This window comes from Pseudomonas sp. GW822-FHT07A10 (assembly GCF_058798795.1).
This window is the reverse complement of record NZ_JBXAKV010000008.1, coordinates 56,351-78,458: the sequence shown is the minus strand read 5'-3', so window position 1 is coordinate 78,458 and position 22,108 is coordinate 56,351. Positions and strand designations below refer to the sequence as shown.

Genomic DNA, 22,108 nt, shown 5'->3' with positions numbered 1-22,108 from the left:
AACTCCTAAGTGAAACACCTGCCTGGAGATCGATCATGGCACTGCACCGCGTCGCCCGTTTCGCCGATGTGCCCCTCGACCGTGGCCTTGAAGTCCGGATCGACAAGATGAAAATCGTCTTGCTGCGGGTCGGCGATCAATTGCGCGCCTATCAGGGCAGATGCCCCCACGCCGGGGCTCCCTTGGCCAAAGGTGCGCTGTGTGAGGGCCGGCTGATCTGCCCGTGGCACAAGGCGGCCTACCGGCTCGAAGACGGCGCGCTGTGCGAGCCACCGTCCCTGGACAGTCTGCGGCGCTACCCGCTGGAGTTGCGCGACGATGAGGTCTGGGTCGACGACCAGCCGATGCCCGGCCCCAGCACACCGCCGGAGGATGATAAGCGGACCTTTGCGATCATCGGCGCCGGTGCAGCGGGGACGGCCTGCGCGGCGGCGCTGCGGGAGAAAGGCTTCGGCGGTCGGGTGCTACTGATCGACCGCGAGCCCGAAGCCGGATACGACCGTACGGCATTGAGCAAATTCGTGATTGCCGGGGAAATGCCACCGGACGAAGTTCCGCCGCTGCGCGATGAAGACTTTTATCGTGAACAACGCATTGAACGGATAAACAGCGATGTGATGGGCCTGGATGCACCGAACCGGACTCTGCGCCTGGCCGATGGTCAATCGTTGAGCTATGACGCCGCGGTGATTGCGACCGGTGGCATACCAAAATCCCTGTCGCTGCCAGGCGCCGATCTGCCGCAGGTGTTCGTGTTGCGCTCGAAGGCGCAGGCGCAGCAGATTCTGACCACCGCAAAACCGGGTCAAAGGGCAGTGATTGTCGGCGGCAGCTTCATTGGCCTGGAATCCGCTTCATCCCTGCGTCAATACGGCCTCGATGTTACCGTCCTGACGCGCCATGCCATCCCTTTCGAGGCGCAATTCGGCGAAGCTGTCGGCAAAGCGATTCGTGCCCTGCACGAGGCCAATGGTGTGGTGTTTCATACCGATGGCGAAGTGGCGAAGATCGAAGGCACAGGCAAAGTCGAAGCGGTGCTGCTGGACAACGGCCAGCGCTTGCCGGCGGATCTGGTGCTGGTCGGCATTGGCGTCACCCCGGCGACCACTCCGTTTACCGATCTGCCGAAGGAAAAAGATCAGTCATTGAGGGTCGACGGCGGCATGCGCGTGACCGACGGGCTCTGGGCCGTCGGCGATATCGCGACCTTCCCGCTCAATGGCCAGCCCCAACGGATCGAACACTGGCGCCTGGCCCAGCAACAGGCGCGGATTGCGGCGGCGAATATGCTCGGCGGCGACGAGCGCTACCTCGACGTGCCGTATTTCTGGACCTGGCACTTCGGCAAAAACTACGACTATCTCGGACACGCCGAGACCTGGGACGAGGTTGAGTTCAAAGGCGACCCAGAAAATCCGCCGTTTATTGGCCTGTTCGGTAAAAACGGCGTGGTGGCGGCAGCGGTTGCGTGTGATCAGGAACGGGCGATGGCAATGCTCGCCGAACGGATGAAACAACCGCTGTCGGTGGACGAGGCGTGGCGCCTGATCCGGGATTTTGCCTGACGCACTTTTTCAAGGCGTCAGGTTCAGACGTGGCTCATCGGCTCGCGGTTGTCGTCATCTTCGGCCGGCAGGCGGATCACCAATGGATGCTCCAATGGCGCCAAGGGCGGCGGCAGTTGGGACGGGTCGACCGGGGTGAAGTGCGTAACGACATGGCTGACATCGCCTTCCTGATCGTTGTGAATGGTCATTGAGCCCGGCGTGCGCAGTTTCGCCAGTCGGTCGCCGGTCAACTTGAAGCTTTTGCTCAGCCCCTGATCGTCCACCACCGGCGCCGGCAAACGGCGCTGGGCGAAGCTCTTGCTTTTGCGTTGTTGATAACGCGCCCAACCAATCAGGATCACCGCGTTCACCAGCGCCACCCACAGGTAAATCTGCAACGTACCGAGGGCGTCGAAAAAAGATGCATCGATGCGCGGCCCGTCATGGGTATCGATCAACGGCCACAGACCCCGCGCCAGTAAATACAGCAGCCCGATCCAGGCCAGCACGGTGAAGAAAACATCGAGAACGACCAAAAAGGGCCGCTGCCGGGTTCTGATGATTTTCATTTGATGACCTCCTCTTCATCGTCATCCAGCGGCTTGATGCCCCGGTCCGGACTGACCCAGCGCGCGCGCTTCTGATGTTGGCCAAACAGCACTTTGGGGAAGCTGACCAGGGTGGTGAGCAGGCTGATGAACCAGAACACCAGCGGGTACCAGACCACCCAGAACATGGTCCTGCCGAGTCCCTTTTCGTAACGTCGGTCGATCATGATGCTGACCGCGAATTGCACCAGGCAGACCACCGCCAACAGCAGCCCGGTAAAGGCCGGCGGCATCAGGTGATGGACAGCAATGGCAGGCGGCATTTCGACGAACTTTCCGACGCCCCAGAAGATCACCGACAACAGGAAGGTGAAGGCCCAACCGGTGGACAGGCAGTATTCGAACAGCAACGGCCAGAGGTAACGATGGCGGTATTGCCAGATGCCACGGATGTTCTTGAACAACACCTCGGCGCCGCCCTGGGCCCAGCGCAAGCGCTGCTTCCACAGGCCGCCGAGGGTTTCGGGCATGAGGATCCAGCACAACGCGCGGGGCTCGTAGAAAATGCTCCAGTGATCCAGTTGCAGCTTCCAACTGATGTCGATGTCTTCGGTGATCATGTCCGGGCTCCAGTAGCCGACCCGGTTCAGGGCCGTACGACGGAAGGCGACGATCACCCCGGAGACGGTGAAGATCCGCCCGAACACCCGCTGGGTACGCTTGATCAGGCCGATGATCGAGGAGAACTCGCCGACCTGTACCCGGCCGATCAGGGTCGAACGGGTGCGGATTCGCGGGTTGCCGGTCACAGCGCCCAGTCGTGCGTTGTCGAGCATCGGCGCCACCAGATAGGCCGCGGTGTTCGGCGCCAGCAGCGCGTCACCGTCGATGCACACCAGGTACTCGCTGCGCGCCGCGATGGCGCCCATGCGCAGGGCCACGGCTTTGCCCTGGTTCTCCGCCAGGTGCAGCACCCGCAAACGCGGATCCTGCGCCGCCAGTGCGTCGAGCACCGCGGCGGTGTTGTCCTTGGAGCCGTCGTTGATCGCGATCACTTCGATGTTCGGGTAATGCTGGGCCAGCGCCGCGTGGATGGTATCGGCGGCGTTGTCGCCTTCGTTGTAGCAAGGGATCAGGATCGAGATCAGCGGTTCGCCGGCCAATGGTGGCGGCAAGGTGTCGTCCTGCCACGGCCAGTGCCGCTCCCAGTGCAGCCAGAAATACAGGCCGCCGGCGATCCACAGCCCCGACATGAACAGTGGGTAAAAGAACACGAAGTCCATCAGGAATTGCCCGGTGACCAGAAAGATCAGCCCGAGGGGAACCCCCAGGACGATCGCCAGAACCAACAGGGCCAGAAGTCTGTCCAGCATGTTATGGATTCCACTTGTTGGAGAGCGCGGGCCGCACGGCTTTCAGGTCCGGCTGGTTCTCGAGGAAGTTGTCTGGGTAGTAGCCGAAACTGGTGACGCCCTGACGCTTGAGGCGGCCCATCCAGTCAGCCAACTGCCCGCCGTCGATGTCGGCGTGTTTATTTTTCGTCCAGTCGCGGGCCTGCAATTCGAACACCGTGCGGTCGAGTGCGCCGGGGCGCGATTTGACCGTCGCCACCAGTGCTTCGAGCCACGGTCCGGATTGCTGGCGGCTCTGTTTTTCCATCAGCGGCATGGCCATCGGTGCCGTCCAGTCGTAGGCGCCCAGGAAGTCGTCGAGGTTCTGTGCAAACCAGGCTTCGCTCTCGGGGTTGAGCATCGGCTCGGCGAAAATATTGCGCGCCGTCTTCACTTGCGGGCCGCGAATGGCGCGAACCTTGGCGGTCAGCTCATGGGTGAAATCGATCAGGTAGCGGCTCTTGAACCGCGTCCAGCGTTGCAGGGTGGCCGGATCCTCGCGCAGGGCGGCAATCGAACCGGGCAGGCCGTTGGCGGCATAGACTTTCAGGGCTTCGGGGCCGGCGTCTTCGAAGTCCGACAGCACCGCGTCATCGTGATAGAGGATGCCGTCGACCGAGGTCAGGCGTGCCACGTCTTCGTAGATTTCACCGATGATGCGCCGCACGTTCGGGTCGAACGGCGACAAGCGCTTGTATTGGTCCGGATCGATCGACGTGGTGCCGGTTTTCGGGTCCCAGCGAGTGACTCGCGGCAACTTCGAATCCAGGGCAAAACTCAGCACCGGCATCCAGGCATAGACTTTGACGTGAGCCCGGGTGCGCAACTGCCAAGCCACGCGATCGAAGATATCGGCGCGCATCGGCAGGTGGCGGTTGGGGAAGTACAGCGAATGCACCAGGCCATCGCCCGCGGGATCCGCGAAGGCTTGCAGGAACACCGTGTTGGCACCCATGTCGGCCATGCGCTGGATCAGTTTGCCGAGGTTGATTTCCTGTTGGGCCGGGTCCGGGTCGTAGACGTTGTCCAGATCCACATGCACCACGCGCATCGGCGATTCGGCCTGCACCGCGACGACGCTGTTGGCGAAGTGTTCGCCATCCGGGTCCGAGGCCACCAGAAAGCGCGGGCCGCTCATCAAGTTGTCGAGGGCATCGAGGCCGTCGTCCAGAGTCAGGGCCATCTGATAACCCTGGTCGTTGATCACTTGCAGCGAGGTGCCATCCGCCACGCCGTACGGCCACACCCAGACTCGCGGTTTGTAGCCGGTGACCTTGCGGATTTTCTCCGAGATGGCCGCTACGTCGGCGCGCATCCGGGCCTGGAATTGGGCTTCAGTTTCATAGCGACCGGTGGCGGCGTCATAGCGCCGGGTCGCGGCTGCTGGCTGCAGGTTACCTTGCGGGTTGGCCAACACGCCTTTGTGGCTGGCGTCGGTGTGGGCGGCGATTTCCACCAGGCCGGACCGGGAAATTTCGCGGATCTGCTCCCAGGTCAGGAAATCCGATCGCTTGCGCGGTGTACCGGCGAAATCCACTGGCTGGTTCTGCGGCGTGTCGATCCACACCCCGACCGGCGCCAGCAAGGCGTGCCAGTTATAGGCGCGCAGCACCGGCATTACGCGGGTGTAGAAGCTCGAATAACCATCATCGAAACTCAGCATGATCGCCCGTGGCGGCAGCTCGGGACCGCCGTTGCGAGCGGCCATGACCTGATCGACGGTGACCGGTGTGTAGTTGTTCTCCCGCAGCCACGCCAGTTGCTCGAGCAGGCGCTCGGTGCGCACGGCCACCACCGCCTGATCGGGGTCGCGGTCTTCGACATCGTGGTATGCGATCCCCAGCACATGGTTTTTCGGCCACGGCTTTTCATTGGCCGACACCGGGCGTTCGGACGGCGGTGCGAAGGTTGGGGCTTGCTGGGCACAGGCGCTGATCAACAGCACTCCCAGCAGGAGGATGAAACGCGAAATGAAAGGCATCTTCAAACTCTTCTAGAAGCGGTAAGTAAGGTCGACGAGCAGGCGCAGATCGGTTTCCCGGTCACCGTCAAATGGCCGGTTGATCACGCTCAGCAGGCCGCCCACCTCGAACACGTCGTTCCAGCTGTAGCGCTGGCCGTAACCCAGCAGGGCGATACCGCCGGTGCCGTGATCGCGCTGGCTGTAGGTGCCCGCACCGGCCTGGAACTGCTGGCTCCAGGAGGTTTCGTAGCGGTGGTAGAGCACGTGATTGACGTTCACCGTCGGCAGCACGCTGAAGTCGGATTTGGGGTTGAAGTACGGCACGTCGTCGGACTTGGAGTTATGGCTGCTGCCGACTTCCAGACCGAGGTCGACTTGCAACCCCGGCGCGCGATAAACGCCCTCGCGACCGGTGAGTACGGCTTCGACACGGTTGTTGCCGTCGCTGAAATGCGAGGGGCTGACCGCCAGTCTCCACTCACGGCTTTCATTGGCGCGCCAGCGGATAAAGCCGCTGCCGCCGTTGGCCGTGATGTCGCTGTTCAACGCTCGCAACGGCGTTTGTGCCGACAGATATTCGAGGCTGCCGCCGTACTGCCAGTGATCGTCGATGTCTCGGGCAATCGCCAGGCGCGCGCCCTGTTTATCGCCAAAGCCGTAGGAATGGTTGGAGACTTCCGCTTCCAGGGACATGTCGCGAGTCCGACGTTCGAGCCCGACACGCTGGAAGCGATGGTGACCAGTACCTTCCTGGAAATCGCCAGTGGCGTAGCCGGCACCGGCGAACAGGCGCCAGTCTTCATCGATGGGCGGGCTGTACAGCGTGGTTTCGATGCCGAAATCGCGGCTGCCGTTGACCGCCCCGACATCGCCGTTGCCGCCGCCATAACTCTTGCCGCCGTAGGCCTGAACTCGCAGCTCGGCCATGTCATGGACCGCACGCTGACGCTGCAAACGCTGCACCTGACGGTTGTCCGGAAAACGCGCGACCACATCGTCGGTCAGCGCATCCATCTGCCGCCATTCCTGCAGATCCATGGCAGTGTGGCCCTGAGCGACTTCCAGCCCGATATCCCGCGGGGCCATGCTCTCGGTTTCCTTGAGCTGATTCTCGGCGCGTCGTGGCCAATCCCGGGCCAGGTACAAATCGGCCTGGGCCAGACGCAAGCCGACGTTGCCCGGTGCCTGATCGACCAACGTCTGCAAACGCTGCTCGCCCGACGGCAGATCGGCGCCGTAGGTGCCGGCCTGGGCGGCAAGTTGCTGCGCGTCCATCCATTCATCGTTGGGATTGCCCACCGGCAGGCCCTTGAGCTCGACCCGTGGCTTTTGGGTCTTGGCCAGGTCCTCGGCGACCTTGCGCGCGTCATCGGCCTCGTCGCTTTCGAGTAGGGCGTAATAGAGCGCGGTGCTGTCTTCCAGGCGATCGCCGACATCGGCATCCGGCGCTACCAGCACCTGGCGATACAAATCGGTGGCGATTTCCGGCTGACGCTGATCCAGATAGGACGACGCCACCCAACGCAGGGCATAGGTCGGAATCTTCACGCCTTCGGCGAGCAGTTTCTGGTATTCGGTGATCACATCGGCGGTGCGTGCACGGGCCTTGAGGGCGCCCATGCGGTCGATTCGCCAGCGGATGACGTCATCGTGGGCCGCAGGGTCCGGCGTCCAGGTCGCCAGCAACTGGTCGTAATCGGCCAGGGCCCGATCGGCGATCACATAACGTTCTTTTTCGCTGCGGGTGGCGAGTTCGGCCAGGCGCACGCGTTCGGCGGCCAGGTCACCTTCGAGACGGCGTTGCGTGACCGGATCAATCAACCCCGGCCGCTGACGCGCCAGGCGCAAGGCCGGCTCCGGCAAACGAGCGCGTTGCAGGGCAATCACGTATTCCCGAGCGACTTCGGGTTTGCTGCCGGCGCGGGTGAAGGCCTGGTCGTACTCAAACAACGCATCGTAAGTGGCACCGGCGCGGGTCAAGGCGTAGGCCAAAGCCAGACGGCGGCCAGGATCATCCGGTTTCGCCGCCACCAGAGCCCTGGCGCGGGCAACCGCCTCGTCAGGTTTACCGGCGTCGGCCTGGGTCATCGCCAGGCCCAGCTGCAGGTCGGCATTTTGCGGTTCAAGGGCCAGGGCCTTGTTGTACACCTGGGTCGCCGAGTCCCAACGCTTGAGGTTGCGATAGGCCCGCGCGGTGGCAGTCAGGGCCTGGACCGGCAACGCTCGATCACGTCCCTGGGTTTCATAGACCTGTACCACTTCGGCATCCAGACCGGCCCAACTGGCGATCTGCAAGTGATCGCTGATCTGGCCAGTGGAGGCCTGGCTTACCGGCACCTGGCGCAACACCGTCAGCGCAGGCGTGTAGTTGCCGGCCCGCGCATCGCGAACCATTTGATCGTAAGGGGTATCGGCGAGCGCCAGCACCGGCCACAACAATTGGCCGCACAACGCAACGCGAAACAAGGGGCGCAGCCCACGGTGAATAAAGGGACCAGCAATACGCGGCATTCGTCAGCATCCTTACATGGCCAGCCGGGTCGCAATGCCCCTTGCCCACTCGTAACGGAAAGCCGGATCGAAAGACCCGGCCAAGCTTTATCGAAGCAGTCTTGCATGCAAGCGTAGTCAATAATTCAAGACACAATATTTCTTCAGATTCGTGGCCGGCCTCCCCTCACCCCGTTTCGGAACCCCAGACAGCAAAACGCCCGGCGTCTGCGTGTTGCAGAGGCCGGGCGTTGCGCTGAAGCCTGCGGTTTTACTGGATGGTGACGTCGCCAGTGCCGCCGAGCTTACTCATCACAAAACCGACAAACTCTTCGAGGGTCATTTTCTGGCCGTTGAAGTCCACCTGATTGTTGGCGTAATGCAACTTGGTGACGACGTTATTACCGTCCAGTTTTGCCAGTTGCGTACCGACCGCCATGCTGCTGAACATGTCGGCGGTTGCGCTCGCCTGATCGGCGATGAGCTTGGCATCGGTCTGACCGTCGATTTGCGACTGCACGGTGAGCAAATCAATGAGCATTGGCTTGGACACCAGTACGTTGAGTTCCAGCAACGCGATCAACTGCTTGACCAATTGGTCCGGCGGCAGGTCCATGGATTGCGGTTTGGTCAGGTCCAGCACCAGGTTGGCGCGGCTTTCGCCGTTGCTGGTGTTGAACGACAGGTTTTCCAGGGCCACCTGGGGACCTGCGGCCAGCAGTTTCTCCAGACCGGTCTTGACCTGTGCCTCTTCGGCCGGGGTCAGGTTCAGCTGCGGCGCCGGCAGGCCGGCGGCAGTGGCTTCGGCGGCGGCCCGCTCGTACGGTTGCAGTTTGGTCTGGTAGATCTGCATCAGCGACATCGTCGACGGGATGTCGAGGTTTTTCAGGCTCATGGCCATCTGCGCAGAGCCGATAACCTTGCCGTTCAAGGACACTTCACCGACCTTGTAATCGGCACGCCCCGAAGCGTTGGTGCCTGATTCCCCGGTCTGGTTCTTCATTTCAAAGTTCTTGAAACCGAGTACCGATTGCTTGGGGCCAAAGGTGGTTTTGCTGTTTGTCAGCTCGAGGGTGTTGTCACCGACGTAATAGCCGTAGGTGCTTTTGTTCAGGTTGCTGGCCAGGGTCAAGCCGTTGAGCTCGACCTGCACCGGCGTCTGGTCTTCAGCCACAGTGGTCAGCTTCAGGCTGTCCATGTAACCGTCGGCCTTGACCTTTTGCGCCTGGGCGCTGGCGGCCACGTCGAGTTTCAACCCGGAGAACGTCAGGTTGGACTTGTCATCCAGTGCCGCTTCCAGCGGCAGGAATTCGAGCGAGCCCTTGGTGGAGTTGTCGTAGCCGATGTTGACCACACCCTTGACCGGGGATTTGTCCTTGGCGGCGGCGAACCACTTTTCGGTCAGCGGGGTTTTTTCCAGCTCGTAGTGACTGGTGGCCAGGACCGGCAACCATTTGAACGATACCAGGCGCGAGAACGGCAGCGGGCCGTGTTCGATGCGGTCGACGAACAGCATCTCCATCGGCGCTTCACCAAACATCTCGCCCTCGCCCTTGAGGCGGTAGTGCGCGGTGCTGCTGAACACATGACGCTCCAGCGACACCAGTTCCAGCGACGCCGTGCCATTGGAGCCTGCCAGCGCGGCTTGCAGTTCTTTGTTGGCGTCGGCGATCGAGCTGTTCAGCACCCCATCGAGTTTGCTGCCGGTGTACCAGGCGCCGCCCGCGCTGATTGCACCGATGGCCACGACAATTCCTAGAAGCACGCCTGCTGATTTATTCATGAAGTACCCGATCAATGTCCATTGTTGAAAGTCTGGTCGTCTTCCCTGAACCCATAACGGGTCGCGGTCACGACTGCGCTGAAAGTGGCGAGGAGATTAGCATTTGCGCCGCAGGGCGGCCCAATGATTAAAGGTGAAAGAGTGTCCATGGGATGCGGCTGCCTGTGGAACTGGCAGGGGAGAGTTTCGGCGATCGTTCAATCGCCTTCGCGAGCAGCCCTGCCAATACAACCTTACGAATACTGAACCTCGATCTCATCAAGCTGATGATCAAAACTTTTTAGCCGCGCGGTCCACGTATACACCAGCACTTCAAAATCCCGATTGATCACCGCCCCGCCAGTCACTTCCGCGCGTGGGTCACAGAAATCCAGTTGATAGCGTTCGCGGGCCATGGCGTTGGCGACATCGGACAGTTCTCGGGCATTGTTGAGCCAGTGCCAGCCCTCGTCGGCCACTTGCTTGTCCAGCGCCTGGCATTGCTTCTTCAAGGTTTCGAGGCTTTTTTCCAGCGGCGTGCCGGTAAGTTCGCCCATGACTTCCTGAAACGTGCGCCCCGGTTGCCAGTAACTGCCCCAGAAATACCGGTCGAACACCGTTTCTACCCGGCGCAACGCCACCTTGGTGTCCCAGATCAGTACCAGGGTTTTGCCTTGTTCGAGTTGTCGTTTCTTGATGCGCTGGTTCTGGAGCGAAGCCCAGGCGACCACCACGATGGCCATCACGGCGATCAGTGCCGCCGCGCTGTCGAGGAAGATCAGCGCCTTGTCGATCTGGTGGGCCAGCATGACGCCATAGAAATAGGTGGCCGACAGCAAAACCAATGCCGCAATGGCGCACCAGAAGCCGGGAGCGTAAGGGTTTTTCATTATTAGATCCCCATGACCAACGCAAGCCTTGATCGACGGGTTCGCCGCGCGACCCCATCAAATCAAAGCATAGCAACGGCCTCAGGGTTTGCCGGGTTGTGAGCCTTGCGTTCGTCCGCTTTCCCAGCCACCGCCCAAGGCGAGGAACAAATCGATCTGGCTCATGGCAACCTGGGTGTTGGCCGAGGCCAGTTGCGCCCGTGCATCGGTGTAGGTGCGGGTGGCTTGCAAGTCCGCCAGGAACGACGCGCGACCGGCCTGGAAGAAGCGGTGGGTCTGGTCTGCCGCCAATTGCGCCGACTGTTCGGCGTCCGCCAACGCATCGCGACGCTGAAGTTGCGCGGAATATTGCGCCAGGCCGGTCTGAGTCTCGCGGATGGCGTTGAGCACCACGCCATCGAAATGCGCCAGCGCGCCTTGGGTTGCGAACTCGGCCTCACGGATTCGCGCGCGGGAGCCGTTGGACGGTACGGTCCAGGTCAGCAACGGACCAAAGCCCCAACGATTGGTCGATGGTTTGCCGAGATTTTCCAGGATGCCGACCGTGCCCACGGTCGCGCCGATGCTGATGTCCGGGTACAACTCGCCGGTGGCAATGCCGATGCCGGCGGTGGCCGCCGCCAACTTGCGCTCTGCCTGGCGCACGTCTGGTCGGCGTTTGAGCAGAGTGGCGCCGTCACCCACCGGCAACAATTGGGTAACTTTCGGCAGCTCGGCACAGTCGCTGGTGCCCGCCGGCAGTTGCTCGACCGGTTTGGCCAGTAGCATCGACAAGCGGAACAACCCGGCCTGACGTGCGGCTTCATAACGCGGCAATTCGGCGCGCAAGGATTTGAATTGGGTTTGCGAACGGGTGACCTGGGTTTCATCGCCGCGTCCGGCATCGCGCAAGCGCTGGGTCAGGGAGGTGCTCTGGGCTTGCAGGTCGAGGGAATGCTGCGCGATCTCCCGCTCTTCGTTGGCCGCACAAACCTGGGTGTAAGCCCGCACCACATCGGCCACCAGGGTGATGCGCGCGGTGTCCGCTGCCGCCTGAGTCGCATCGGCATTGGCCTTGGCCGCTTCGATGCCGCGCTGCAAGGTGCCGAACAAGTCGAACTGATACGAGGTCGTGATGCCGATATCGCCGACGTTGGCCACGGGCACTTTTTCCGGTATCAAGAACGCTTCGCCGGACTCCTGCAAACGCTGGGCGCCGACCTTCACGCCGCCGCTCCAACCGCCCGCCGCCTGCGCTTCGTCGACCTGAGCGCGAGCCCGCGAAAGATTCGCCGCCGCCACCCGCAAATCGGTGTTGGAGGCCATGGCCTGCTGCACCAATAGGTCCAGACGCGGATCCTGATACAACCGCCACCAATCGGCGGGCACCGGTGCCGAGACGACATGTTTGCCGTTCACCGCCAGATCGCCCTGAAAGTCTTCACGGTGCACGGCGGCCTCGTCCGGCAAGTGATAATCCGGCCCCACTACCTGACAGGCCGACAGCAACAAGCCCAATCCGGCAACCGCCAAACCCGAGGCCCTGCTCATTTCGCCGGCCCCCCGGTTTGATCGTCGATGATCGACACGGTGGCCGTACGCCCGGCAATCATGCGGAAATCTTCCGGCACCTCATCGAAAGCGATTCGCACCGGAATCCGCTGGGCCAGCCGCACCCAACTGAACGCCGGATTGACGTTGGGCAACAGGTTGCTGCCGCTGCTGCGGTCACGGTCTTCGATGCCGGCGACGATGCTTTCGACATGTCCGCGCAGGCGCGCACGGTCGCCGATCACGCGAATATCGACACTCTGGCCGACATGAATGCCGTCCAGTTTGGTTTCTTCGAAATAGCCGTCGATGTGGAAGGAATTACTGTCGACCACCGACAACACCGGGCGCCCGGCGCTGACGAACTCCTGAGAGCGCGGCGCCCGGTCGTTGACGTAGCCATCCACCGGGCTGCGGATCACTGAGCGGTCGAGGTTGAGCTGGGCGCTGTCCACCGTTACTTGCGCTTCCATCAATGCCACTTCGGCGCGCGCCACCCGGGACTGGCTTTCTTCCAGTTGCTCGGCCGGGACCAGATTGCCCAAGCCACGGTTACGCTTGGCCTCGCGCTGGGCCTGGGCCAAGGTTTCCTGACGGTCGGCGACCGCCGCTTTGGCTTGGCGCAGGGCCAGCTTGAAGCGGTCCTGATCGATGCTGAACAGCACTTGGCCGCGTTTCACCCACTGGTTGTCGCGCACCTCCACTTGCTGGATCAGCCCCGATACATCCGGGGCAATCTGCACGATGTCGGCACGGATGTGCCCGTCCCGGGTCCAGGGCGCGAACATGTAATACATGACCATGCGCCAGACCACGACAATCGCGAAGGTCACGATCAACAACGTCAGGACCACACGGCCGAGGGTCAATAAAGGTTTTTTCATGTCATCAGGTATCGACTGAGTGAGTCCACGGCGCCGAGCAGCACAGCGTAGAGAGCCACGTTGAACAATGCCCGGTGCCAGACCAGACGGTAAAAGTGCAGGCGCGTCAGCACCCCGTGCACCAACAGGAACAACACATAGGTAATGCCCATCAGCACCAGCAGCGTGGGCAGGAACACCCCGCTGATATCCAGATCACCGATCATAAAGGCGCTCCATCGATGCCATGGGGAAGCGGTTCTTCGAGTTCGCCCGTGCCGACAAACTCGACGCCCGGCAACAGCGCCAGACGCAGGCCGCTCAAGGCGTGCAGCAGATGCAGACGGGTTTCGTCATCACCTTGGCCGCCGAGGGCGCGGCGGGTGCGATCGAGGGTTATCAGCAACGGACTCGGCGCCGGCAGGCGTTCGCCAGCCTTGAGGCAGGCCTTGAAGTACTCGCCAACTTCAGCCACCACCTGGCGCAGCAGCGCTTGCGGCGCACCGGGCACTCGCGGCGAATAGGCGAGCAGGTCCAGCAGGTTCAGGGCCACGCGCACTTCGCGCAGGGCGATGCCAGTGTCCTGGCCGGTCATGGCCAGCCGCGGCAAATGCTGCATCAGGCGATCGAGCATCTGCACGCCCATATGCCGGTGTTCGGCCAGCGTGGCCGGCTCGGTCAGGCCGACGATATCGCGCCAGCTGAAACGGGTCAGGCGCTTGGCCGCCAGTTCCGCCCCGAATGGCCGGGCGATCAGGGTCCAGATGAACGCGAACAGTAACCCCATGGGCCCGGCCAGGTTGGAGTTGGTGAAACTGAGAAAATCCGCGTCGTAGGCGCCCTGAATGCTGATGAACGACGAGGTGTTGACGATGGTCAGCAACATCCCCAGATAAAAACGCGGCTGCACTGTCAGGGTGCCGACGCAAATGAACGGGATGGCGAACGCCAGCACCAGCATCGGGAAGTCATGCAGGTTCGGCAGGATCAGAAACAGATAAAGGCCGGCGAACAGCACCGACATCGCGGTCCAGAAAAAGAACCGGTAGATCTGCGGCGCCGGGTCGTCCATCGACGCAAAGAAACTGCACGCCACCGCCGCCAGGATCACCGCGCTGCCGCCGTCGGTCCAGCCGAGCAGAATCCACAGCACCGAGGCGACGATGATCGCGGTGACCGTAGAAGCCGCTGAATAGAGCATCAAGCCACGGTCGAGAAACGGTGACAGTCGCCCCAGGCGCCAGTGCCGATACACCGCGCGCCAGTTGTCCTGACTCTCGCACTGAATGGCGTACTGCAGGCTGCGACAGTCTTGCCACAGGTCGATCCACTCGCCGAGGCGATACAGCGCGTTGGAAAACAGCAACTGCTTGCGATCGTCCAGCGCCTCGGCACTGGGTTGCAGCGCTTCGAGCCGGTTTTTCAGGGTCTGCCAACGGTCAAGATCAGCGCCTTTGTGGTCAAGCCATTCGCTGGTCGCGGTCAGCAGTGGCGCGAACTTATCCACAAGCTCCGGCGTGCGCCGCTCGAGGGCATAAAGCGCATCGTCGAGGGCGTCGATCACCGGCAACAGGTGGATCATTCGCCCGCGCAGCTCCTTGGTGTTGCGCACCGTTTGCGCTCGCGCGCCCTCGTGCGGCAGCTGACCGATCATCAATTCCAGGCTGTTGAAGTTCGCCACCATCGATGAGCGCAAGGCGCTGACTTCCTCCGGCTGCACATTGCGGCGAAGGAAACGCAGGCTGTAGGTCGAGGCATCGACAAACCATTTGTTCACCGAGTCGTTGAACACCGGCGCCAGCCGCCGTGGCCAGAACATGGCGCCGACGACCGCCGCGCAGGCGATGCCGAGAAAGATCTCTTCGGTCCGCGCCTCGGCCACGTCCCACACCGCCAAAGGGTTAGCCACCACCGGCAAGGCGATCAGCGGCAAGGTGTAACCGGCGAGCATCAAGGCGTAGTTGTTGGCGGTGCGCAGGTGCAAGGACAGGAACAGCAAAATCCCGGTCCACAGCGCGATGACCACCACCAGCACATAAGGGCTCTGAACGAACATCGGCACAAAAAACACCGCCGCCGCCGCACCGAGCAAGGTACCCGCCGCGCGATACAACGCCTTGGAGCTGGTAGGGCCGAGGAACGGGCTGGAAACGATGTACACCGTGGCCATCGCCCAATACGGACGAGGCATTTGCATGAGCATGGCGATGTACAGCGCAATCATCGAGGCCGCGAACGTGCGCACACCGTAGAACCAGTCCCGCGCCGGGGGCACGCCGGTGAAAAAACCGCTCAAGGCTGAACCACCGGCAGATGATTGGCCGCTTCGAAGGCTTTGAGTACCCGTAGCGCCGCTTCCAGATCACTCTGGTCGATGCCTTCGAGCACCTCCTGGCGCAAACGCACCAACTCAGCTTCGACCGCCTGCACCAACTCGCGACCGGTCGCGGTCAGGCTCAGGCATTTGGCGCGCCGGTCATGAGCGTCTTCGGTACGGCAGACGTAACCGGCATGACACAGCTGATCCAGCAACCGCACCAGCGACGGACTCTCCATCCCGGCCGCCTGCGCGACCGTCACCTGCCGCACACCCTCGCCCAAGCGCCCGATCATCAATAGCGGGGCGGCGCAGGCTTCGGAGATCCCATAGTTGACCAGCGTGGTCTGGCAGATCTTCCGCCAATGCCTGGCGGCCACCACCATGGAGCTGCTGATGTTCATCTGGAGAGCGGCGAGGTTCTTTGGCACGAGGGAATGCACACACTGTTAGTTTGCTAACTATCAATATGGCATTCGAGGGGAAAGTTGGTCAAGTTTTGAAACAAATTGGCGAGCAACGGCCAGACGCGGAAAAAGCTAACAAACTCAGTTTCTGCCCAGTTTTTTTACCACTCACCAGTCTTTTTTACATTTCGCCATTTCTCTCCAGATTTTTTTACACCCCCCGCCCCTTCCTCAGCATTACGTCCAGCTGATCCACCACCTCCGCCCAATCCGCGTCATCCAGAATTTCCTCACGCAGTAACTCTGCCTGGCTCTCGCTCCAGAAGAACGCGTCCGCGAGGTGCAGTTCGGGTTTTAGCGGTGAATGGGTGGCGATGAATTTATCGATGCTTTCGGCGTCGTCAGGCAGGCCGAGTTGTTTGAACAGGGCCGGGAGGCTGTGGGTGGGGGATTCCATGTCGGGCTCCTTTGTGATCGCGTATTGGATGGGTGACTGTGGCGCGGCCATTCGCGGGCAAGCCTCGCTCCTACAGGGACGCGCGGTCGAATGTAGGAGCGAGGCTTGCCCGCGATGACGGCAGTTATGTCGACACTAGGCCGACAGACTCAACTCGCAGACCTCGGCATGCGGCACCATTTTCAGATATTCAGGCACGCTCATGTGTACCAGGTTGTTGTGGTTGCCGGCTTCGAGGTAGATGTCTTGCTGCCGGGTCAGCAATGGGTCGATGACCATGTCCAGGCCATAGGATTCGCCCAATGCAGGCACGGCGCCGCGTTCGCAATCGTCGAACAGGTGCGGCAGGTTGCTTTCCCGGGTGACTTGCCATTCGCTGCTGCCACGGACTTTGCTCAGGTCCAGGTGACGGCTGGCGGGCAGCACGGCCATTAAGTAATGCCCGTGGCGATCGTCGAGGATCACCGATTTGGCCACCCGTTCAGCAGGAATGCCTGCGAGCCGCGCCGTTTCAAGGCTGCTGGCCGAGTGCGGATGGGAAACGATGTCATATTCGCAGTGCGCCTTGTCCAGGCTGGTCTGCACGGTTTTTGCCATACGCATGATGCACCTCGGTGTCCGCGACAACGAATGGCGGACGATGGTTAGAATTTTTTCTCTCCATTAAAAGTCTAGGCCCGCGGGTGGAATTCGGCGGGAAATCCGCCCGTCGGATGCGGTCAACAACTGGTCAAAATTCATACAGCCACAGGCTCAACTAGACTTGTACACAGAGCCACGAACGGCTCGCGGACGGATGACTCTCCCGGAGGGTCAAGTGAACATTCGTTGCTGTGTAATTGCGCTGCTGCTGGCCCTGAGCGGACCGGTTTTCGCAGCGGACACCGTTGTAGTGCTGGTTCCTGACCCGATCGGGATCTGGCTGATCACCTTCGGCATTGTGTTTATGATCGCCGAGGCGGCCTTGCCCAATTTCGGCGTGGTCGGATTGGGCGGCATTGTGATGTTTGTGATCGGCGCGGTGATTCTGGCCAATGCCGAAGTGCCTGTTCCCTTGATCATCGGCCTGGGGCTGATCAGTGGGCTTCTGTTGATTTTCCTGCTGATCCGCGCCTTGAAAACCCGACCGCGCCGCAACTTCAGTGGCGACGCCGAATTGCTGGGCAGCGTGACGCCGATAACGTCGTTGCAGGCTGGCAATGCTTATGTCGGCTGGGTGCACCTGCAAGGCGAACAATGGCAAGTCATGAGTGCCACACCACTGAAACCGGGACAACAGGTCCGGGTGGTGGCACGCAAGGGTCTACTGCTGCAAGTGGCCGCGACTGACGCGGCACCGGGTGGAGAATAGTCATGGGTCTGCAATTGGGTTTTGCCGCGCTGCTGTTATTGCTGATTGCACTGGCGGGGTCGACTTTCCGCATTCTGCGCGAATACGAACGCGGCGTGGTGTTCCAGCTCGGACGCTTCTGGCAGGTCAAGGGCCCGGGTCTGATCCTGCTGATTCCGGCGGTTCAACAAATGGTTCGTGTCGATCTGCGAACCGTGGTGCTCGACATACCGCCACAAGACGTGATCACCCGTGACAACGTCTCGGTCAAGGTCAATGCAGTGCTGTATTTCCGCGTGCTCGACCCGCAACGGGCGATCATTCAGGTCGAGGACTTTCTCATGGCCACCAGCCAACTGGCCCAGACCACGTTGCGGGCGGTGCTCGGTAAACATGAACTCGATGAATTGCTGGCCGAACGGGAACGGCTGAACGTCGACGTCCAGCAAGTGCTCGATGCCCAGACCGATGCCTGGGGCATCAAGGTGGCCACCGTCGAGATCAAGCACGTGGACCTCAACGAATCGATGATTCGCGCCATCGCCAAACAGGCCGAAGCCGAACGGGAACGCCGGGCCAAGGTGATCCATGCCGAAGGCGAATTGCAGGCCTCGGAAAAACTCATGCAGGCTGCCGAAATGCTCGGGCGTCAGCCGGGGGCCATGCAGTTGCGCTACATGCAGACGCTGAGTTCGATTGCCGGTGACAAGAGTTCGACCATCGTCTTCCCGCTGCCGATCGAATTGCTCAAGGGGATGGCGGATTTGTCGTCAAAACCCTGAGGAAATAATCTGTGGGCTGCGAGCTTTTTCCAACGCCTCATACGGCTCCCGCGCCCAGCGTTCCACCCGTTCACGAAGCAATGTTGAGGCTTCGCGATGCTTGTCATCGCTGTCGCCGACAAACACCTGTGACGGCTGCTTGGCATGTTGCCCCACTGCCGCAAACACTTGCCGGCGCTGCTCGATGTCCAACGTAAAGAACACTGCCAACCGCCCCGCCATCGCCTGCGGCAGTTCGCTGTAATTCACCGCCCAGCCGCCAAATGCCTGGCATTGCGCCAACCCCGTTGCCAGCAACCGCCCCAACCGCCGAGCGATGTAATCCTCACGGCCGCTGAACGGGAATTCGTCATCCAGCACACTGGCGCCGATCATCCCCGGCACCATGTGCACACCCGGGCGACGCAGATGCGAGACGGCAATTTCCAGCGGGTCGCGATAAAGAAACAGCCACGGTGTTTCAGGGAAGCATTCACGCAGCAACGGCAGTTCACCGATGTTCCAGGCGTCGAGCTTGATCACCAGCCGTTGCTCCACGCCGCGCCGACATTGTCCGTAGGCCGACAGTAACCCTTTGATCGCCGCACGGCGCTCGACAGCAGGCAAATCGCTGCGTAGCAACGCGTCCAGTGGCGGAGGTTCGCTGATGACAATGTGGTTGTCGAGTTGCGCCAGCATCTGGCTGACCAGGGTCGAGCCACAGCGGGAGGCGTGAAAGATAAAGGCGCTCGGCGTCAGGCCGGGACTGCAAGCCTGCCAGTCAGCGAGGGTCGACAATGCCGTTTTTCGGCGAAATGCCTGATTGAACTGCAGTCGCAGCGCATCCTCCACGGCGTCACGAAAAAACGGCTGATGCAGCCGCGTGTCACCGAACCAGCACCAATCGACTTGCCATTGCCCAGCCTCTTGCCACACGCGAATCGGCAACCAGCCTTCGAGGTTCAGGCGCTCCATTGTTCAGTCCACTGGCGGCGACCATCGCGCATCGCCGCACGTAATTCTTCGCGGGTGAACACAAGGCCATGCTCGGCGGCCAGCTCCAGAGTGCGGGCGACAAAGGCTTCATTGTCCCGCAATCCCTGCAAGGTCTTGCACAGCTGCGGATCGCTGGCCAGCAGTGCCTTGAATTGCTCTATAGCTTGATCACCCATTAGCGGCGACGGCGTGGTTGCCACCCCATCGATAATCGCCTGCTCCAGCCAGGCACCGGGCCGGCAATCGAGCACCAGATGAATCCGCGTCTGGGTATCGCGATTGTCCACGCGATGAGGTCGCGCCAGGTCGAGGTACCAGCACTCGCCAGCGGCCATCGGCATGCGTTGGCCGTCCAGCATGAAGTCCACTTGAGGGGGGCTGAGCAGCGGGATGTGCAGACGCAAGTCCGCATCCGGCTCGCCCAGGTCATAGTCACGATGCTCATGGATACGCCCGCCCGGGCCAAGTCGCAACAGGCGCGCACAGACAATCTCCAGCGGCAGATCCCGCAGCCCTTGCTGCCATCGACCATCCCGTCGCCAGGGTTCGCGCAATCGAGGCTCACCGATTCCGGGTGCCAGCTCGGTCAAGGCATCGGCCGCGGAAATCAGCGCCACACCGCTCCAGTCGCCGGTGTAGTAAGCGCTGTTGAAATGACCGTGCCAGTCGTCCTCACCGATCGCCGCCAGCGCCTGCAACAGCAACGGCAAATCCACCGTCACCGGCAATCGGGAGAATGCCGGTCGGCTCATCGTTTTGGCAGCACCGCACATTCGCCGAGCCAGGTCAGCAAACGGTCAAGACAGGCCTCGACCGATTGCGCGCCCGTATCGAGCACCAGCGACGCACACGGCGGTGGTTCGTAAGGCGCGGAGACACCAGTGAACCCAGCCAACTCACCCCGTCGAGCCCTGGCGTAATGACCTTTGGGATCACGCTGCTCACACACCGCCAAAGAGGCGCTACACCAGACTTCGCGGTAATCCTCGCCCAGCCGTCGGGCAAACAGTTCACGCAACTCCACCAAGGGCGCGATCATCGCGAGAATGACAATCTGCCCATTCTCGACCAACAGCGCCGCCAGTTCGCTGGCGCGGCGGATGTTTTCCAGGCGATCACTGTCGGTGAACCCCAGATCGCGATTGAGCCCGACCCGCAGTCCATCGCCATCGAGCACCACACTCTGTATGCCATGTTCGAACAGCTCGGCGTGCAGTGCCTGGGCCAATGTCGACTTGCCCGCCGCCGGTAAACCGGTCAGCAGAATCGCCGTGCCGCGATGGCCGTTGCGGGCCTCCCGTTGGGCACGGCTGATGCTCGCCGTCGGCGCCAGCAGGTTAGTGGACCGGGGCATGGGCCACCGGCGGTACTGAGATGTTGCCCGCCGCCCACGCCTCTTCGCGATTGGCCAGTGCGGTAGCGATGGACTGGACTTCGGTAGATTGCACTTCGTCCGGCAGCGGATCGAGACCGGCGCTGGCGAAGATTTGCCCGTAAGCGTTGCGCAGGTCAGCGTAGGACAGGTCGCGACGCAGATCGGCCTGCAACGTGTTCAGTTCGCCCTGGATCAGATCCAGTTCGCCCAGCCCGGCCGCCTGATAGCGGTTGCGCAGCTGGCCGATGATTTGCCCGTCGATGTTCGACAACTGCTGATTGGTCTGGAACTGCCGCAGTGCTTCGCGGTAGTTGGCGTTGGCCACGTAGAGCTGGGCCAACACTGCGATGGACATCGCCTGACGACGTGCCGTGGCGACTTCTTCGCCGGCCTTGGCGACGTCGATCGCGGCGGGTGCGGAAATCACATTGAACAGGTTCCAGGTGACTTTCACCCCGTAATCCGCCCAGCTCTGTTCCACCAAAAACGAGTTGCTGTCGTAATGCCCGCCAGCGGAGAACTCCAGCCCTGGTAACAGGCGCAGCATGGCTTTGCGGGTTTCGGCGGCGCTGATGCGGGTCTGGTAATCCTGCTCGCGCAACTCTGGCCGACTGGTCAGGGCTTCCTGCTCCAGGCTGGCGAGGTCGACCTTGAGTTCCGGAATGACGTAATCGTCCTGAGTCGCCAGCGTCAGCTCGGTATTCAGTGGCAGGTTGATCAGGGTCGCCAACTCGGTTTTTGCCAGCGACAGCGCGCGGCGTTGCTCTTCCAGTTGCCGGGTGGCTTCGATCAGCGAGCGCTGATAAGCCAACGACTGGATCGGATCGCCGATACGCTGTTGGCTCATGCTCTGACTATTCTCACGGGCGGTATCGACCCGGGCCATGAGGCTGTCGATTTGCTTGAGCAAACGTTCGGCGGCCACGGCTCGCCAATAGGCCGAGCGCACGTCCTGGACGATGGTGTTGATCACCTTGCGCCGACGTTCCTGCACGATCAGCCGCTGATCGCCCTGCTGTTTGGCGCTGATGTAGCTGACACCGAAGTCGAGCACGTTCCAGACCATGGTCAGGTCCGCCACGTCACGGTCGCGGTCCTGGGAGGTCGATGGTTCCAGAGACTGGGTGCCGGTGCGCACGCTCTGGCTGCTGGAGGCGTTGACGTTGTTGCGCCCCACGTAACCGGCATCCAGCGCCATGCGCGGCAGCATGTCGAAACTGGCGAGGTCGAGTTGGCGCTTGGCCAGGGCTTCTTCCATGATCTTGAGCCGGCCTTCGAGGTTGTATTTCACCGCGCGGGCCATGGCCTGGTGCAGGGTCAGCGGGCCGCTGAGGGGCTCCTGACCCTTGTACATGTTTTGCAGATCGCTTTTGGCGCGCTGTTGGCTGACGCTGCGTTCGATCGGTTGACTGGTGACTGCACATCCGCTGATCGCCAGCGCCAGCAGGCTGGCGCCGAACAACTTATGACTTCTTTTCATC

The 22,108-nt window shown here is 61.7% G+C and carries 20 protein-coding genes; 3 read left to right on the top strand and 17 right to left on the bottom strand.

Translation table 11 applies throughout. From position 1 onward, the window contains the following. The first annotated feature begins 35 nt into the window (after positions 1 to 35). Positions 36 to 1,565 carry an FAD-dependent oxidoreductase gene (locus AC1RL4_RS15105; protein ID WP_096481490.1) on the top strand — a complete coding sequence of 510 codons (1,530 nt, stop codon included), beginning with the start codon at positions 36 to 38 and terminating at the stop codon, positions 1,563 to 1,565. Positions 1,566 to 1,588: 23 nt separating this feature from the next. Here AC1RL4_RS15105 and pgaD read toward each other — a convergent pair whose 3' ends face one another. The 13 genes from pgaD to AC1RL4_RS15040 all read right to left on the bottom strand — a co-directional run bounded on the left by pgaD (position 1,589) and on the right by AC1RL4_RS15040 (position 16,768). Then, positions 1,589 to 2,116, bottom strand: coding sequence for a poly-beta-1,6-N-acetyl-D-glucosamine biosynthesis protein PgaD (gene pgaD, locus AC1RL4_RS15100; RefSeq protein ID WP_019581686.1), 528 nt, complete (start codon positions 2,114 to 2,116; stop codon positions 1,589 to 1,591). Beyond that, positions 2,113 to 3,468: a poly-beta-1,6-N-acetyl-D-glucosamine synthase gene (gene pgaC / locus AC1RL4_RS15095; protein ID WP_019581685.1), complete on the bottom strand. Its 1,356-nt coding sequence runs from the start codon at positions 3,466 to 3,468 to the stop codon at positions 2,113 to 2,115. Before pgaC ends, pgaD begins: the two co-directional genes overlap by 4 nt. 1 nt (position 3,469) lies before the next feature. Further along, complete coding sequence (pgaB, locus tag AC1RL4_RS15090) at positions 3,470 to 5,467, bottom strand: poly-beta-1,6-N-acetyl-D-glucosamine N-deacetylase PgaB (protein WP_230174046.1); 1,998 nt, start codon at positions 5,465 to 5,467, stop codon at positions 3,470 to 3,472. Between the two features lie 12 nt (positions 5,468 to 5,479). Beyond that, entirely contained in the window at positions 5,480 to 7,960 is a 2,481-nt protein-coding gene (gene pgaA / locus AC1RL4_RS15085; protein WP_230174054.1) for a poly-beta-1,6 N-acetyl-D-glucosamine export porin PgaA, read from the bottom strand. A 250-nt stretch (positions 7,961 to 8,210) separates the two neighbouring features. Beyond that, a complete protein-coding gene (locus tag AC1RL4_RS15080) occupies positions 8,211 to 9,722 on the bottom strand; it encodes a YdgA family protein (protein WP_026331889.1) in 1,512 nt (503 codons plus the stop codon). Between the two features lie 233 nt (positions 9,723 to 9,955). Continuing rightward, on the bottom strand, positions 9,956 to 10,591 hold the full coding sequence (locus AC1RL4_RS15075; protein WP_019651562.1) for a hypothetical protein: 636 nt from the start codon (positions 10,589 to 10,591) through the stop codon (positions 9,956 to 9,958). A gap of 81 nt (positions 10,592 to 10,672) precedes the next feature. After that, entirely contained in the window at positions 10,673 to 12,121 is a 1,449-nt protein-coding gene (locus AC1RL4_RS15070; RefSeq protein WP_230174056.1) for an efflux transporter outer membrane subunit, read from the bottom strand. After that, positions 12,118 to 13,005 carry an efflux RND transporter periplasmic adaptor subunit gene (locus AC1RL4_RS15065; protein WP_018929384.1) on the bottom strand — a complete coding sequence of 296 codons (888 nt, stop codon included), beginning with the start codon at positions 13,003 to 13,005 and terminating at the stop codon, positions 12,118 to 12,120. Before AC1RL4_RS15065 ends, AC1RL4_RS15070 begins: the two co-directional genes overlap by 4 nt. Next, a complete protein-coding gene (locus AC1RL4_RS15060; RefSeq protein ID WP_018929385.1) occupies positions 13,002 to 13,211 on the bottom strand; it encodes a DUF1656 domain-containing protein in 210 nt (69 codons plus the stop codon). Before AC1RL4_RS15060 ends, AC1RL4_RS15065 begins: the two co-directional genes overlap by 4 nt. After that, the gene (locus AC1RL4_RS15055) at positions 13,208 to 15,280 is read right to left on the bottom strand and encodes an FUSC family protein (RefSeq protein WP_493119629.1); all 2,073 of its coding nucleotides are present in this window, start codon (positions 15,278 to 15,280) and stop codon (positions 13,208 to 13,210) included. The genes AC1RL4_RS15060 and AC1RL4_RS15055 overlap by 4 nt, the downstream gene beginning before the upstream one ends. Next, the gene (locus AC1RL4_RS15050) at positions 15,277 to 15,705 is read right to left on the bottom strand and encodes a MarR family winged helix-turn-helix transcriptional regulator (RefSeq protein WP_019581677.1); all 429 of its coding nucleotides are present in this window, start codon (positions 15,703 to 15,705) and stop codon (positions 15,277 to 15,279) included. Before AC1RL4_RS15050 ends, AC1RL4_RS15055 begins: the two co-directional genes overlap by 4 nt. A gap of 214 nt (positions 15,706 to 15,919) precedes the next feature. Beyond that, on the bottom strand, positions 15,920 to 16,165 hold the full coding sequence (locus AC1RL4_RS15045) for a DUF2789 domain-containing protein (RefSeq protein ID WP_007940999.1): 246 nt from the start codon (positions 16,163 to 16,165) through the stop codon (positions 15,920 to 15,922). 135 nt (positions 16,166 to 16,300) lie between these two features. After that, positions 16,301 to 16,768: an aminoacyl-tRNA deacylase gene (locus AC1RL4_RS15040; RefSeq protein ID WP_018929388.1), complete on the bottom strand. Its 468-nt coding sequence runs from the start codon at positions 16,766 to 16,768 to the stop codon at positions 16,301 to 16,303. A 214-nt stretch (positions 16,769 to 16,982) separates the two neighbouring features. Here AC1RL4_RS15040 and AC1RL4_RS15035 point away from each other — a divergent pair, with 214 nt between their 5' ends. Both AC1RL4_RS15035 and AC1RL4_RS15030 read left to right on the top strand, forming a co-directional pair. After that, positions 16,983 to 17,516, top strand: a complete 534-nt coding sequence (locus tag AC1RL4_RS15035; protein ID WP_230174067.1) for an NfeD family protein — start codon at positions 16,983 to 16,985, stop codon at positions 17,514 to 17,516. A gap of 2 nt (positions 17,517 to 17,518) precedes the next feature. Then, positions 17,519 to 18,277, top strand: coding sequence for a slipin family protein (locus AC1RL4_RS15030; RefSeq protein WP_204123999.1), 759 nt, complete (start codon positions 17,519 to 17,521; stop codon positions 18,275 to 18,277). On the opposite strand, the gene AC1RL4_RS15025 is transcribed toward AC1RL4_RS15030, so the two are convergent. The 4 genes from AC1RL4_RS15025 to AC1RL4_RS15010 are packed head-to-tail and all read right to left on the bottom strand — an operon-like array spanning position 18,266 to position 22,107. Next, positions 18,266 to 19,231, bottom strand: a complete 966-nt coding sequence (locus AC1RL4_RS15025) for a sulfotransferase family protein (protein WP_230174069.1) — start codon at positions 19,229 to 19,231, stop codon at positions 18,266 to 18,268. The two genes, AC1RL4_RS15030 and AC1RL4_RS15025, sit on opposite strands and share 12 nt — an antisense overlap. Further along, positions 19,219 to 20,004, bottom strand: a complete 786-nt coding sequence (locus AC1RL4_RS15020) for an aspartyl/asparaginyl beta-hydroxylase domain-containing protein (protein WP_230174071.1) — start codon at positions 20,002 to 20,004, stop codon at positions 19,219 to 19,221. Before AC1RL4_RS15020 ends, AC1RL4_RS15025 begins: the two co-directional genes overlap by 13 nt. Next, positions 20,001 to 20,606 (bottom strand): adenylyl-sulfate kinase, encoded by a 606-nt coding sequence (cysC, locus tag AC1RL4_RS15015; protein WP_028939528.1) that lies wholly within the window; start codon positions 20,604 to 20,606, stop codon positions 20,001 to 20,003. Before cysC ends, AC1RL4_RS15020 begins: the two co-directional genes overlap by 4 nt. After that, positions 20,590 to 22,107 carry a TolC family protein gene (locus tag AC1RL4_RS15010; RefSeq protein WP_028939527.1) on the bottom strand — a complete coding sequence of 506 codons (1,518 nt, stop codon included), beginning with the start codon at positions 22,105 to 22,107 and terminating at the stop codon, positions 20,590 to 20,592. Before AC1RL4_RS15010 ends, cysC begins: the two co-directional genes overlap by 17 nt. Between the last annotated feature and the right edge of the window lies 1 nt (position 22,108).